Source organism: Anoxybacillus sp. B2M1 (genome assembly GCF_001634265.1).
Classification (GTDB): Bacteria; Bacillota; Bacilli; order Bacillales; family Anoxybacillaceae; genus Anoxybacteroides; species Anoxybacteroides rupiense.
Window position 1 is genome coordinate 834,239 of record NZ_CP015435.1, and the last position, 12,647, is coordinate 846,885.

The window sequence follows — 12,647 nt, forward strand, 5'->3', positions numbered from 1 at the left end:
CCCCCATACTAAAATGATAGAGGGGGTGAAAGTGATGAGTGAAAAAGTGGTAGCAGTCCGAAAAAATGGCGATGGCTATATTGTTGAGCTCAAGCTATCTTCTGGACGGATTGTCGATTACAAACAGGCACAAGCGATGGCACAAAACGGCGAGATCGAGGGTGTAAACACATTTAGAGGGAAGGACGGCGACTGGCATCTGCGTAGCAATGCCGATGGAGATCCAAGCAACAATCTCGATAACTTGCCGACATTTTAAAATGAAAACGGCCCTGTTTCGAACGGCACTTCGAATGATGAGTCATGATTTCTACGTTTGAGGTGCCGTTCGTTCTTTGGGCCTTTTTAGTAAGGTTATGGAAATGATGGAGTCACTGATATAAAATCGTTGAATAGTCGGCAAGCCATTCGCTTGCCGCTGGGATATGCCCACCGATCATTGATCACTTATTTTCTGATTCAATAGGCTCAAGCTTTGTGTGAAGATATGATCGAATCTCCTCTATGTTTTTCAGCTCTCGCTTTGGAATAATATAAGCGCTGACAGCACTATTATAGAGATAAAAGCTGTTCCGGTCTTCCTTGAAAGCCTTTATGCCTCCCCAGCTTACTTTTGTTTCTCCGTAAGAAGTCGAGTCAACGATTCCTTCTTCTGTCATCACAAGATGATGCTCTCCTAATAACCCTTCATTATTTCCATCTTTCACCATTCTCTTTGCGCTGCGAATAATGGCTCGATCAAAGTAACTCGGATAAAAAATCATCCATAAAACCGCCATAATCGAAAATGTAATCAGCAATCCTAAAAAGGAAGCATGTCCGATTTCAGCAAATACCCAGGCAACCAAAAGAAAAAGAACGGGAGGGATAACTCGCTGAATCGCCAACGTTCTCCGGGCTGCTTTCGAATGCTTGATATGAAACAAATTAAACTGCACATAATCTTCTTCCGTTAACCGATAACGAATTTCCATGATTTTGTCTCCTTCCCTATGCTGCAATAGAAAAATCATTGTCTCGCGTTTTTAAGCATTTTTTAGCGTCACGATTGTTAGCTTGTGCCAAATGCTTGTCCACTTCTTTTTCCGCACTCGTTCTTCATACATTTGAGCCCGTTTTTTTGTTTCATAAAAATATGGAGTTGGCTTGACAAGAAGCTCACAAACATCTTCGACTCCCCAAGGTGCCGCCAAGACGACACCGCTTTTTTCATCAAGCCTTACCCCTAAAACAGTGGCAGTGTCTGGAAATTTGGACATGGCATCGACGGAAGATAAATAAGGAGAGCCGCCATTTATTTCATGCATTCGCGCCTGATTTTTCACCGACCATGGACGATCGGGGAGGAAATGGTACAGCTTCTGTTCCAGCTTCTTTTCTGCCGCTTTCTCCGTATGCTTGCGGTCAAAATAAATGACATCGATATCTGGAAGCGGCGTTCTTTCTTGAAATCCAGGCAGCACATCCCAAATTTTCGCACGGACAAATCTGGCATACACCCACCAATCGGGCAAATTCAGCGACTGTACGGCTCGCAATGTTTCCATCATCCACTCGTCCTTCTGAATCCATTGGATGATATTACGTTCGTTTTTCATCACGGTATCCATTATTTTAGCTCCTCACCTCGCCAACACTTTGCCCGAAGCACAGGCAAAAGAGCCATTGCTGCACTTCCGGCACCCGCAGCCATAAAAAGCATTGTAAAATAATGCCCACCGATCGTCGGGGAATCGGCTACGATCACCCCCAGTATCCAAAATAGCAGACTACCGGCATAAAACAAGCGAAATCTTTTGTTGTTTCTCCGGCATAGCCAATACCCTGTTAGCATCACTATATAAATAATGCTCAATGCCATAAGCAAAGGAAAAGCAGGCTTGAATTTAGCAGCATAAATAAAATGATCGAGCTGTGAAATATCGCTGCTATTGGTGATGGAACCATGCAGCATCTGTGAAAAAAAAGCAGAATACTTCCACTCCCATGGGTTAGACCTTATTTCGCTTCCTTCGTACCAAGAAGCAAGAGTGGAAAAAACAAACACAAAAAAGGCGAGAATATACTGAATCATCCAGCCCACGGCCTTGTTCCCCCCTTGTAAATGGAAATAGGTCGCTAAACAGCACATGTTTGCATCTATTACCATTTAAGCATATATATAGGAAAATAAACAAGATATTTCGATTCATACCACCTCATAAACAAGCTCCTATGTCACAATCGCAAACGTTCCATTCGAATCTCCATAAGAAACCATTACGATTCACATAAGATCCAACGTTTCGCCTAACACGCTATGTCCGATGCTACTCAAATTTTTCAAGAATAAAAAACGTAATAGAATCTCGATTAGTGCTACAGTAAAAAAAGAAAATTGGCCTCCCCAATGCCCCTTAACTCACCGAGTACTTATTGATCGCTAGTGCTCTATCTTGTTTATGTATGCGGTAGTAACGGAGCGTTAAAATGACATCATCAAAATCAAGATAAGCCCTCTCCGTTTTCTGAATTCCCGCTTGCGTTTTGGTTACGTGAAAAGGGAGTGTTCACCTACAGAAGCTTCGCCATATAATATTCATCGACATATTGCCCGTCGATTTTCAGCGAATGGCGTTTGATTCCCTCCTGAACAAATCCCATTTTTTTATAGAGAGAAATCGCGGGGACATTGTCTGTCACAACCGTCAGCTCCAAACGATGGATCCCTTTTGTCCGCGCCCAGCGCTCCAATTCTGTAAATAGCATCGTGCCAATTCCTTTTCCCCGATAGGAAGCATGCAAACCGACAACGATATATACAGTATGACGATTGCGCTTAGCACGTCCGCCTCTTGCCACTAAATAACCGATGAGCTCCCCTTCTTCTGTCTCCGCCAAAAAAATCGCGGCATTTTCTTCATGCTCGATCGCCTCAAGCTGGCGGCGCTGCTCTTTAACCGTAAGAGGCCGTTCCCCCGCTTCAAACAACAAATAGGCTGATTCGCGCTCTACTTGCAAAATCAACGCTGTTAATCGTTCGGCATCATCCACCTTTGCCTGCCGAATGTTCACTCCCATCCCCTCCTTCTAAATAGATCTGTGCCAAATCCATGCTGCGATAACGAGCGAACGCCGTCTTTGCTTTACGAAATCCTGATTGAATATAAAACGGTTCGTTTCCTATCGTCGAAATAAGATGAATGCATGAAATGGCATCAAGCTGTTCGAGCAGATCTTTCATGATCGCTTTTCCAATACCTTTACCTTGATAATCGCGGTGAACGACGACATCATAAATCGCCGCATTGAATACGCCGTCTGACAGAGCGCGGCCAAATCCAACCAGACGGCCGAAGCAAAAGGCAAGCGCTACTATATGACTCGCTTGAAAAACTCGTTGAATGATTGGCTCTGTATGCTTAACCCAGCCAACAGATTCGTAGATTTCTCTCATCTTTGTCCAATTCGCATTTGCGATATCACGCACAATCTGAACATGTTCCATTATTCTCTTACTCCTTGTCCTTACTTGAAGCTCTCTAACTTTCTTTTCATGCCTTTCAATGTCCGGTTTTGCATCCATATGCTAACAAAGAGAAGCACTAACACTCCCGAAACCATAAGCGTAGAAGCAAACGAAAGGAACGAGCACTATATGCGGCGTCAAATCTCCATTCATAGGAACCCTCCTTTTTCATCGCCTTCTGCTTTCCGGAATATTCTACATCATTTGCCAATTTCCTTCCGGTTTGTATTGCATTTTCTCACAAATCTCCGTATGATGGTAAATCATATCATGTTGGAAGAAAGGGTGCAGAACATTGACAAAACAACTGCCTCCAGGGCAATTTGCAACGGAGAAATGGCCGATTCTTCACGAAGGCGATGTATACGAGTTTCATGAGGCTACATGGAAATTCACATTATTCGGCGAGGTGAAAGAAGAGGTTTCTCTTTCTTATCAGCAAGTTATGGAATTGCCAAAAACGATCTCAACCATTGATATGCATTGCGTCACAACATGGTCCAAGTTTGACACGACATTTGAGGGCATTGCTTTTCGCGAATTTTTGCGTTTCGTCGAGCTGAATCCAGACGTCGCTTATGTCAAAGTTTATGGATATTTAAACGGCGATCCCTTCGGCTATTCAGCCAATTTGCCTCTTCATGCTCTCATGAGAGATGACGCGCTTTTTGTGTACCGATGGAAGGACCCTCATCACGATTGGCAAGAGATCTCGCCAAAGCACGGCTATCCGCTGAGGTTCATTCCCCCTGCTTCTTTTTATTTATGGAAAGGGGCGAAATGGGCGACCGGCATCCGTTTTATGAAAACAGATGAGCCTGGCTATTGGGAAGTGAGAGGTTATTCAATGACAGCGAACCCATTTCAAGAGGAGCGGTTTTCCGATTCAACGCTGTCGAAGCTTTAACAAAAAAGCTGCGTTCGTAAACGCAGCCTTTTTGCGGCTCAGATGCGGCTTGCCGCTCGTTTATGCAGCCATGGACGAAGCCGGAGAAAAAGAAGCATAAAAACAACGGTTATAAACACGCCTTTTAAGGCATTAAATGGCAAAATCGCGGAAACAATGAGCGCTTTCGCTTCCGGGGCGCTCATTGCCGGCGAACCGAGAAAAATGGTATAGGCCGGCAGAAAGATATAATAGTTCAATACGCTCATCGCCGTTGCCATCACGATGGTGCCCGCCACCAAACCGATGACCATTCCCTGTTTTGATGCTGCTTTACGATAAATATAATAGGTCGGTAAAATAAACGTTATTCCAGCCATAAAATTCGCAAAATGACCGACTGGAACGCCAGTCGCGCTGCCGACAAGGAAATAGTTGAGCACATTTTTTAATAATTCGACGAGCATCCCAGCAATCGGTCCATACATTAGAGCAGCGACTAATGCTGGAACATCGCTAAAATCAACAAGCAAAAAAGGAGGAAATGGCGGAATCGGGAAATTGAGCAGCATCAATAGATAAGCGATGGCGCTAAACAATCCAATCGCCGCAAAAGCGGATACGTTCATGTTTTTCATGTTGATTCTCCTCTCCTTCTCGTGACTCATCCTCACAAGAAGAAGGCTGCCGACTGACCATAAAAAACCCTTAAGCCTAAACGCTTAAGGGAGAATAGCAGGCATGCGCAAACAGACGTTCAAGCGCAACCGCCGAACGCCGGCAAACCTTCATCTTCTCCCATCCAGACTATAACTGTCGGCTCCGGAATTGCACCGGATCCTGCCTTTCGGCTCGCGGGCTTAGAAGCTTATTCGCTTCATCACCGCCGGTCGGGAATTTCGCCCTGCCCCGAAGATGAATCAATCTAAATTTTATTTATTCCATTTATACTATACATGTTTTGCTGAATATTGTCCATGCATAAAGCTTCGCTTCTTAACGTTAAGGCTTTTATACGCTTTCCACGATCAACCGCCGAGATAACATCATTCATTCGTAAATTCATCTACTCGGCTGCAGAAACAACCCCTGTTCAGAGCTCTTGTCACTCATTCGCATCATAAAGCTTGTATCCGATGATCAATGGTCTAAATCAGGATTCCATTTTTTCTTGAAATAAGCGTTTTATGATAAAATAACATCGGAAAAAGATAGCAAATCATAAGGAGATGGACGATATGAAACAAGAAATCATTGAGCGCTTGACTAGATATGTGAAGGTGAATACCCAATCTGATCCGAACAGCGACACGTGCCCTTCAACTCCAGGTCAGCTCGAACTAGCCAACATGCTGGCAGAAGAGTTAAAAGCGATCGGCATGACAGAGGTGACGGTTGATCAAAATGGCTATGTGATGGCCACACTGCCAGCCAATACAGAGAAAGAAGTGCCGACGATCGGATTTTTGGCACATTTAGATACGGCGACCGAGTTTACGGGGGAAAATGTTCATCCGCAACTGATTGAAAGCTATGACGGAGGCGATATCATCTTAAATCACGAGCTTTCTATTGTTCTTTCGCCCGCCGATTTTCCTGAGCTCGCTGGCTACAAAGGACATACCTTGATCACAACCGATGGAACGACCTTGCTAGGAGCCGACAATAAAGCGGGCATTGCTGAAATTATGACAGCGATGGCGTATCTTATTCAGCATCCAGAAGTGAAGCACGGCGAAATTCGCGTCGCTTTTACACCGGATGAGGAAATCGGCAGAGGTCCGCATAAATTCGATGTGGACGCTTTTCGGGCGAAATACGCTTATACAGTGGACGGAGGACCGCTTGGCGAACTAGAATATGAAAGCTTTAATGCCGCACAAGCGAAAATTATCTTTAAAGGAAAAAACGTGCATCCTAGTACGGCTAAAGGCAAAATGGTCAACTCCATCAAACTGGCCATGGAATTCCATAGCCAGCTGCCAGCTCATGAAGCGCCGGAGCACACTGAAGGCTATGAAGGATTTTATCATCTGTTATCCTTTCAGGGAGATGTCGAAAAAACCACTCTTTCCTATATTATCCGCGATTTCGACCGAAACGCATTCGAAGCACGAAAAACAAAAATAACGGAACTGGCTGCACAGTTTCAAGAAAAATATGGTAAAGAGCGTGTCGAATGGGAAATAAACGATCAGTATTACAATATGAGAGAAAAAATTGAACCAGTGAAAGAAATTGTCGACATTGCATATGAAGCGATGGAAAATCTCGGCATTGAGCCAAAAGTTTCGCCGATCCGTGGCGGCACTGACGGTTCTCAGCTCTCTTACATGGGCTTGCCTACACCAAACATTTTTACAGGCGGAGAAAACTTCCATGGCCGTTATGAGTATATTTCTGTCGATAATATGGTCAAAGCAACGCAAGTCATTATCGAAATTGCGAAACTGTTTGAACAAAAAGCCTAACATCTTACATAAAAAGAAAACAAAAGGGTATTGGCCGCCGGTCATGTCCTTTTGTTTTTTCTATTCGTTCCATATGCCTTAGATTGGGACAGCATGTCGCTCTTTTCGCTCAGACTGCGCAGCTATATTACTTAAAGAACCAATATTGTTGTCATTCAGCTGGGCTGCTTTCGCCGCTGGAAGTGTCGTTTTTGGAACGATTCGCGACAAAAAAGCGATGCGTTTATTAGGAATCGGATTGATTTTTTTAACATTGCTGAAATTGGTATTTATCGATCTGCCGATTGTTTCTTTATGGATGCGCTCTATCCTGTTCATCGGACTTGGCAGCATTGGCGTCATCATTTCACGCCTGTTTTATAGACAGCAAAAACGATAAACAAACAAGCCGCTTCTTGCTGCATAAGCGGCTTTCTTTTTTCTCATACTATTAACGCAATCTTTTAACGTTTAGAGTTAGGGCCGTTGTGCCGACTGACTCCTATCATTCATTGGTCTATAGAATCATCGTGTTGTTTGGCCTCGTTCATATGATCGAAAAAATCCAATACGCTCCTTTTCTGAATCGCTTTGTTCCATTTTCAAATTAGATGGAGCCGGTCGCAACGATACGATGGCAAGGAGGGCATGATATGGCTACATCCCAACATCTAAAAGAACATCTCGTTTTGCTATTCTTGGTGACTGCCGCATTGATATGGTCAGCGGTCAAGCCTGCAAGCTATTTAACATGGCTGCTGGAAGTCAGTCCTGCTATTGCAGGGTTGCTTATTGTGATCCTCCTCTATCGCCGCTTTCGCTTGACCACCCTTTCATATGCTATTATTTCACTTTTGGCCATCAGCATGTTTATCGGGGGGCATTATGTTTATTCCAACGTTCCCTTGTTTAATTGGGTGAAAGACACGTTCGATTTAGAACGCAATCATTATGATCGTTTCGGTCATTTTTTAAAGGGGTTATTTGCCATCGTGCTCAGAGAAATTTTACTACGGAAAACCTCGCTGACACGAGACGGATGGCTATTTTTGATTGTGATGAGCATGATGCTGGCGATTGCCGCATTGTATGAAATCATTGAATGGATAATCGGGCAATTGGCCAAACAGGTAAAGCAAGTGCAAGATTTTCTGGGCACCCAAGGCGACATATGGGATACACAATGGGATATGCTGTTTTGTCTCATCGGCTCCATATTAGCTTGGTTGGCTCTTTCAAAAATCCATGACCAGTTTTTAAAAAAACCCCTTTAGCCCATTCCCGCTTCATACAAATCCCAAATTCTTATCTGGCGTTTTTTTTAATGCATGGTAAAATAAAATCATGCATGAATTTGAAAAAGTAAAGGGTGTATGAAGATTGGTGACAAAGCTATTGATTTTAATCGCCGCTTACCTTCTTGGTTCCATTCCCTCCGCGCTCATTGTCGGAAAAGTCGGGTTTGGCATTGATATTCGCGAGCATGGGAGCGGAAACTTGGGCGGCACAAATACGTTTCGGGTACTCGGTGTCAAAGCAGGATTGATTGTAACGATCAGCGATATTTTAAAAGGAACGCTCGCCGCTAGCTTACCGGTGCTGTTTCATGTAGACATTCATCCGCTCGTTGCCGGAGCACTGGCAGTGCTTGGACATACATACCCGATTTTCGCCGGATTCCGCGGCGGAAAAGCCGTTGCTACTTCGGGGGGAGTCTTGCTAGTTTGTTCGCCATTTTTATTTATCACACTGTTAGTGGTCTTTTTTCTTGTACTATATCTTTCAAAATATGTCTCTCTCTCTTCGATGCTGGCGGGAGTTTACGCGATTATTTATACGATTTTCTTTACTGATGACATTCCGCTGAGGATCGGCGTTACTTTGCTTACTCTCTTTGTTTTTTATCGTCATCGCGCCAACATTAAGCGGATTATAAATAAAACGGAACCAAAAATCAAATGGCTATAAATGCTCACAGGGCTGTCCCATTCACTCGGGCAGCCTCTTTTGCGGATCCTGCGACGATCGGATGATCGCATTCGTTCTTTTTCAAGCAATAGACGCACAAGACCAATGAAAGGAGTTTTATTTGTTGAAATTACCGGAGCCATTTCGCGAAAAAATGAATCGACTCTTACAGGAAGAAGCGCTTCCCTTCTTTCATACATATGAAGAAAACAAAACGAATGGGATTCGTTTGAATCCCCTTAAAATAGAGCGGAGCACCTTTTTAGAACTGATGCCGTTTTCCTTATCACCTGTTCCATTTTGTTCGACCGGCTTTTACTATGATGCTTCGGAACAGCCGGGAAAACATCCGTATCATGCCGCCGGCCTTTATTATATTCAAGAACCAAGCGCCATGTTTGTCGCTGAAGCATTGCGTCCTGAACCGGGAGAAAAAGTGCTTGATCTTTGTGCGGCTCCCGGGGGGAAGACGACACAACTGGCAACTATGATGAACAATACCGGCTTTTTGCTTGCGAATGAGATTCATCCAAAACGCGTCAAAGCACTATCAGAGAATATTGAGCGATTGGGCATCACCAATGCGCTTGTCACAAACGAAACGCCAGAAAAGCTGGCAGAGCGCTTCACAGGATATTTTGATAAAATTTTAGTTGATGCGCCTTGTTCAGGTGAAGGAATGTTTCGGAAGGATGAGGAGGCCATCCGTTATTGGAGCGAAGCGCATGTAGCGCAATGCGCCAGCAAGCAGCGCCACATTTTGTCCTGTGCCTATCGCATGTTAAAAGAAGGAGGCATCCTTGTTTATTCGACATGCACGTTTTCTCCAGAAGAAAACGAGCAAACGATCGAAGCGCTTCTTGCAGAATATGAGGATCTGATTTTATTGCCGATTGATAAAACAGCAGGCATTCAGCCAGGAAGACCGGAATGGACAAATACTCATATGAAAGAAATGGCGAAAACAGCACGGCTTTGGCCACATTATTTAAAAGGAGAAGGACATTTTGTTGCTAAGCTGCAAAAAACAGGAAGATCCAACCAATGGAATGGCAAAACCGCTGCTTCCAACCTTTCCAAATCGGCACAGCGTGACTATCAAGCATTTGAAAAAGAGGTGCTAAAAATCGAAATCACCCACACCATTTATGCATTTCAACAACAGCTATTTGCGCTGCCAAAGGATTGCCCGAATTTTGAGGGATTAAAAGTGGTGCGAGCGGGCTTGCATTTAGGAGAGTTAAAGAAACAGCGCTTTGAGCCGAATCACGCGCTCGCCTTAGCCTTAAAAAAAGAGGAGGTCGCTCATTCGCTCGATTTAAACAGCAGCGACCAAGAGCCGATCATGAAATATTTGCGCGGCGAAACGCTTGAAACAGGCGGAAACCGCGGCTGGACTATGGTCACGATTGACGGCTACCCGCTCGGCTGGGGAAAGGAAGTAAAAGGAACGTTGAAAAATTTTTATCCAAAGGGGCTAAGAATTTAGGGGCTGTAGCTAGTTGGCTTTCGGAAGCCCCTTTTTGATTCATCTGAACCTCCCCTGCCTCCACTCCGTTAAAAGACGGGAAACTTCTCGGTGGATTCTGTAAAAAAATGCGCAAAAAAATCGTCCTTTCTTTGCTCAACAGCATTTTCAGAAAGGACGATTTTTTGATGAGCAAACAAATGAAATGACCACTTGCATTTTCCCGTCCCAGACGGTTTTGAAAACGTCCATGAAACCAAAATGCCGCCAAACCAAGACGAGAATGAAACCAAAATGTTCATCGACAGACAAGCGAAGCAAATCACGCCGCATCAACATATTTGTTAACCGCTTGTCACCTTTTGCTACTTTACTGGAACGGTTAACGCAAACACAATTTTGTCATGCTCTAGATCAAATTCTTTTGCCGTAATGCGATATCCATTTTTTAACTGGGTATTGGCTAAATCAATATAAATTCGGTGAGCATCGGGCTCAATCATGACTTCGTCAGGCAGTTTCGCATGCTTTTGCAAATATGACAGCGTATAGTTCACCGGAAGTTGCCATTGTCCTAATGATAAATCCGGATCTCTTAGTTCTAAATTGCCGCCTTTCACGATTTTAGGCACAAACGAAACCGTTAAATCCACATTTCTGCTAAAAAGCGGGACTTGACTCGCTACATATACACGATCATCAATCCAAACCCGATACGAAAGCAAACTATTTTTTGTTTTTTCTTTCAGATAGTCATTCAGCAAAATATTGACATCTTCTTTTGATGAATGAACGAGAAATGTGGCTCCCTTTACAGCTTTTGGGGCCGGAAGCTTTGTTGAAGACGGCTGAAGAATAAGAAACAGTAAACTTACCACAATGACCATATTGATTGCTAATAATCCAAAAAAAGCGATTTTCCATTTCATTGTTCCATACTCCCTAACAAATGTTCATAGACACGTTCAGCAATTTTTTCATATCCTAATTCATTCGGATGAAATTGATCATCGTAAAGCAAATCATCACGGTTATCGAATAAATCCTTCACATCGACAAAAATCGTTCGATCATATTTGCTTAAAACCGCTTGGCTTCCGCGGTTCCACATATCGATCACCTCATCGATTTCAGGAACGTCTTGAAGCGGGCTTGAGAATGGATTATACACCCCAACAAGAACAATCGTAGCATGTGGATTCAGCGCGCGCAGCGATTGCATGAGCCGGTCTAATTTGGCAGCAAAGCTTTTCTGGTTTTTCTCAAATAAATCATAGGTTAAATCAAACAAATGAGAACGGACAACTTTCATAATATCGTTACCACCGATCGTGATCAACATCATATCGGCTTCCCTTATCTCTTGTTCGTGAGACTGAATGACATCCTTCAATTGTGAAAGACGTAAGCCTCTTTTTCCTAAATTCGTGACCGTAACAGAGCGAACTCCCTTATTATGCAATAATTTTTCTTTGAGATCAAAAACATAGCCGCCCTGATGGTCTTGATCTCCTACTCCTTCCGTTAATGAATCACCAAAAGCCACCACATTCCAATCCCGAGGGATAAAATCCTGGTCGATTATTAAACGGCTCGGAAGACCGATTTGCCGCAATGGAATATTTTCCATTTTCATCGCTTCCGTGGCTGAGCATCCCCCACTTAGAAGCAGTGACAAAAACAGAAGTCCCCATTTTTTCATTTCTTTCACCTTCCTAGAAAAAGGAAAACACGAAGAGGCAAAAATGCCACCACATTTTTGCCTCTTTATGATGATTGCAAAATTTTAATATGCTCTAGAATTTTCTTGTATGGAACGTTGTTCATTCCATTATAATATTGAACCACTTTTCCTTTTTGATCGACTAAATAGAAACTGGTTCCGTGGATGACCTGGCTTTGGTTTGCTGGCTTTTGTACAATCGTTTTAAAATTCTTTTGAGCAAAAGCTTCAATTTCTTGCTGAGTGTATCCCGTCAGCAAATGCCAATGACGAGTGTCAGCATCAAATTTCTCAATATATGCTTTTAATTGCTCCGGATGATCGTTTTCCGGATCCACACTAAAAGAAACAAATTCAACCTCTAATCCCTCTTCTTTGGCCATTCGTTGCAGCTTCGCCATATTGGCCGTCATTGGCGGACATACATCCGCACAGCGAGTAAATATAAAATCAGCTACCCATACTTTCCCTTTTAGGTCTTTTAAGCCAAACGGTTGATTATTCTGATCCGTAAAGGTAAAAGACGCAACCGGCCAGTTTTGGGCATCAGGGATCTTTTTACTGCATGCAGCTGTGAATAACAAAAGTATGCTTATAAGCACAATGGCACTTGTTTTTCTCATCGCTAAATCCACCCGTTTTCA

16 protein-coding genes and 1 riboswitch are annotated in these 12,647 nt (G+C 43.4%); of the genes, 7 read left to right on the forward strand and 9 right to left on the reverse strand.

All coding sequences use genetic code 11. The features are described 5' to 3' along the window. Positions 1-34: 34 nt before the first annotated feature. Complete coding sequence (locus tag GFC28_RS04035; RefSeq protein WP_172798638.1) at positions 35-259, forward strand: DUF3892 domain-containing protein; 225 nt, start codon at positions 35-37, stop codon at positions 257-259. 184 nt (positions 260-443) lie between these two features. On the opposite strand, the gene GFC28_RS04040 is transcribed toward GFC28_RS04035, so the two are convergent. From GFC28_RS04040 to GFC28_RS04060, 5 genes are all read right to left on the reverse strand, one after another. Next, positions 444-974, reverse strand: coding sequence for a YcxB family protein (locus GFC28_RS04040; RefSeq protein WP_044743494.1), 531 nt, complete (start codon positions 972-974; stop codon positions 444-446). Positions 975-1,025: 51 nt separating this feature from the next. After that, on the reverse strand, positions 1,026-1,610 hold the full coding sequence (locus GFC28_RS04045) for a nucleotidyltransferase family protein (RefSeq protein WP_044743493.1): 585 nt from the start codon (positions 1,608-1,610) through the stop codon (positions 1,026-1,028). Next, positions 1,610-2,074 (reverse strand): YjdJ family protein, encoded by a 465-nt coding sequence (locus GFC28_RS04050; RefSeq protein ID WP_063504915.1) that lies wholly within the window; start codon positions 2,072-2,074, stop codon positions 1,610-1,612. Before GFC28_RS04050 ends, GFC28_RS04045 begins: the two co-directional genes overlap by 1 nt. 479 nt (positions 2,075-2,553) lie before the next feature. Next, on the reverse strand, positions 2,554-3,054 hold the full coding sequence (locus tag GFC28_RS04055; protein WP_044743491.1) for a GNAT family N-acetyltransferase: 501 nt from the start codon (positions 3,052-3,054) through the stop codon (positions 2,554-2,556). Continuing rightward, on the reverse strand, positions 3,026-3,487 hold the full coding sequence (locus tag GFC28_RS04060) for a GNAT family N-acetyltransferase (RefSeq protein WP_044743490.1): 462 nt from the start codon (positions 3,485-3,487) through the stop codon (positions 3,026-3,028). The genes GFC28_RS04055 and GFC28_RS04060 overlap by 29 nt, the downstream gene beginning before the upstream one ends. A 316-nt stretch (positions 3,488-3,803) precedes the next feature. Between GFC28_RS04060 and GFC28_RS04065 the strand changes: the two genes are divergently transcribed. Further along, the gene (locus tag GFC28_RS04065) at positions 3,804-4,415 is read left to right on the forward strand and encodes a molybdopterin-dependent oxidoreductase (RefSeq protein ID WP_044743489.1); all 612 of its coding nucleotides are present in this window, start codon (positions 3,804-3,806) and stop codon (positions 4,413-4,415) included. A 38-nt stretch (positions 4,416-4,453) separates the two neighbouring features. Here GFC28_RS04065 and GFC28_RS04070 read toward each other — a convergent pair whose 3' ends face one another. Next, entirely contained in the window at positions 4,454-5,032 is a 579-nt protein-coding gene (locus tag GFC28_RS04070; protein WP_044743488.1) for an ECF transporter S component, read from the reverse strand. A 148-nt stretch (positions 5,033-5,180) separates the two neighbouring features. After that, positions 5,181-5,315: riboswitch (FMN riboswitch) on the reverse strand. 317 nt (positions 5,316-5,632) lie between these two features. On the opposite strand from GFC28_RS04070, the gene pepT reads away from it, so the two are divergent. The 5 genes from pepT to GFC28_RS04095 all read left to right on the forward strand — a co-directional run bounded on the left by pepT (position 5,633) and on the right by GFC28_RS04095 (position 10,301). Continuing rightward, positions 5,633-6,865 (forward strand): peptidase T, encoded by a 1,233-nt coding sequence (gene pepT / locus GFC28_RS04075; protein ID WP_044743487.1) that lies wholly within the window; start codon positions 5,633-5,635, stop codon positions 6,863-6,865. Positions 6,866-7,013: 148 nt separating this feature from the next. After that, positions 7,014-7,244, forward strand: coding sequence for a DUF2339 domain-containing protein (locus GFC28_RS04080; RefSeq protein ID WP_044743486.1), 231 nt, complete (start codon positions 7,014-7,016; stop codon positions 7,242-7,244). A gap of 253 nt (positions 7,245-7,497) precedes the next feature. Next, entirely contained in the window at positions 7,498-8,118 is a 621-nt protein-coding gene (locus GFC28_RS04085; protein WP_044743485.1) for a DUF2238 domain-containing protein, read from the forward strand. Positions 8,119-8,227: 109 nt separating this feature from the next. Continuing rightward, on the forward strand, positions 8,228-8,812 hold the full coding sequence (gene plsY / locus GFC28_RS04090) for a glycerol-3-phosphate 1-O-acyltransferase PlsY (RefSeq protein WP_044743509.1): 585 nt from the start codon (positions 8,228-8,230) through the stop codon (positions 8,810-8,812). Positions 8,813-8,936: 124 nt separating this feature from the next. Then, positions 8,937-10,301 carry an RsmF rRNA methyltransferase first C-terminal domain-containing protein gene (locus GFC28_RS04095; protein WP_082063650.1) on the forward strand — a complete coding sequence of 455 codons (1,365 nt, stop codon included), beginning with the start codon at positions 8,937-8,939 and terminating at the stop codon, positions 10,299-10,301. Positions 10,302-10,645: 344 nt separating this feature from the next. On the opposite strand, the gene GFC28_RS04100 is transcribed toward GFC28_RS04095, so the two are convergent. From GFC28_RS04100 to GFC28_RS04110, 3 genes are all read right to left on the reverse strand, one after another. Beyond that, positions 10,646-11,209 carry a YpmS family protein gene (locus tag GFC28_RS04100; protein ID WP_044743484.1) on the reverse strand — a complete coding sequence of 188 codons (564 nt, stop codon included), beginning with the start codon at positions 11,207-11,209 and terminating at the stop codon, positions 10,646-10,648. Beyond that, on the reverse strand, positions 11,206-11,982 hold the full coding sequence (locus GFC28_RS04105) for an SGNH/GDSL hydrolase family protein (protein WP_044743483.1): 777 nt from the start codon (positions 11,980-11,982) through the stop codon (positions 11,206-11,208). Before GFC28_RS04105 ends, GFC28_RS04100 begins: the two co-directional genes overlap by 4 nt. Before the next feature lie 65 nt (positions 11,983-12,047). Beyond that, entirely contained in the window at positions 12,048-12,626 is a 579-nt protein-coding gene (locus tag GFC28_RS04110; RefSeq protein ID WP_044743482.1) for an SCO family protein, read from the reverse strand. Between the last annotated feature and the right edge of the window lie 21 nt (positions 12,627-12,647).

What these genes read in the sequence shown, in the direction of transcription:
- GFC28_RS04035 (WP_172798638.1), top strand. Translation starts at nt 35, where the DNA reads ATGAGTGAAAAAGTGGTAGCAGTCCGAAAAAATGGCGATGGCTATATT.
- GFC28_RS04040 (WP_044743494.1), bottom strand. Translation starts at nt 974, where the DNA reads ATGGAAATTCGTTATCGGTTAACGGAAGAAGATTATGTGCAGTTTAAT.
- GFC28_RS04045 (WP_044743493.1), bottom strand. Translation starts at nt 1,610, where the DNA reads ATGGATACCGTGATGAAAAACGAACGTAATATCATCCAATGGATTCAG.
- GFC28_RS04050 (WP_063504915.1), bottom strand. Translation starts at nt 2,074, where the DNA reads ATGATTCAGTATATTCTCGCCTTTTTTGTGTTTGTTTTTTCCACTCTT.
- GFC28_RS04060 (WP_044743490.1), bottom strand. Translation starts at nt 3,487, where the DNA reads ATGGAACATGTTCAGATTGTGCGTGATATCGCAAATGCGAATTGGACA.
- GFC28_RS04070 (WP_044743488.1), bottom strand. Translation starts at nt 5,032, where the DNA reads ATGAAAAACATGAACGTATCCGCTTTTGCGGCGATTGGATTGTTTAGC.
- pepT (WP_044743487.1), top strand. Translation starts at nt 5,633, where the DNA reads ATGAAACAAGAAATCATTGAGCGCTTGACTAGATATGTGAAGGTGAAT.
- GFC28_RS04085 (WP_044743485.1), top strand. Translation starts at nt 7,498, where the DNA reads ATGGCTACATCCCAACATCTAAAAGAACATCTCGTTTTGCTATTCTTG.
- GFC28_RS04100 (WP_044743484.1), bottom strand. Translation starts at nt 11,209, where the DNA reads ATGAAATGGAAAATCGCTTTTTTTGGATTATTAGCAATCAATATGGTC.
- GFC28_RS04105 (WP_044743483.1), bottom strand. Translation starts at nt 11,982, where the DNA reads ATGAAAAAATGGGGACTTCTGTTTTTGTCACTGCTTCTAAGTGGGGGA.
- GFC28_RS04110 (WP_044743482.1), bottom strand. Translation starts at nt 12,626, where the DNA reads ATGAGAAAAACAAGTGCCATTGTGCTTATAAGCATACTTTTGTTATTC.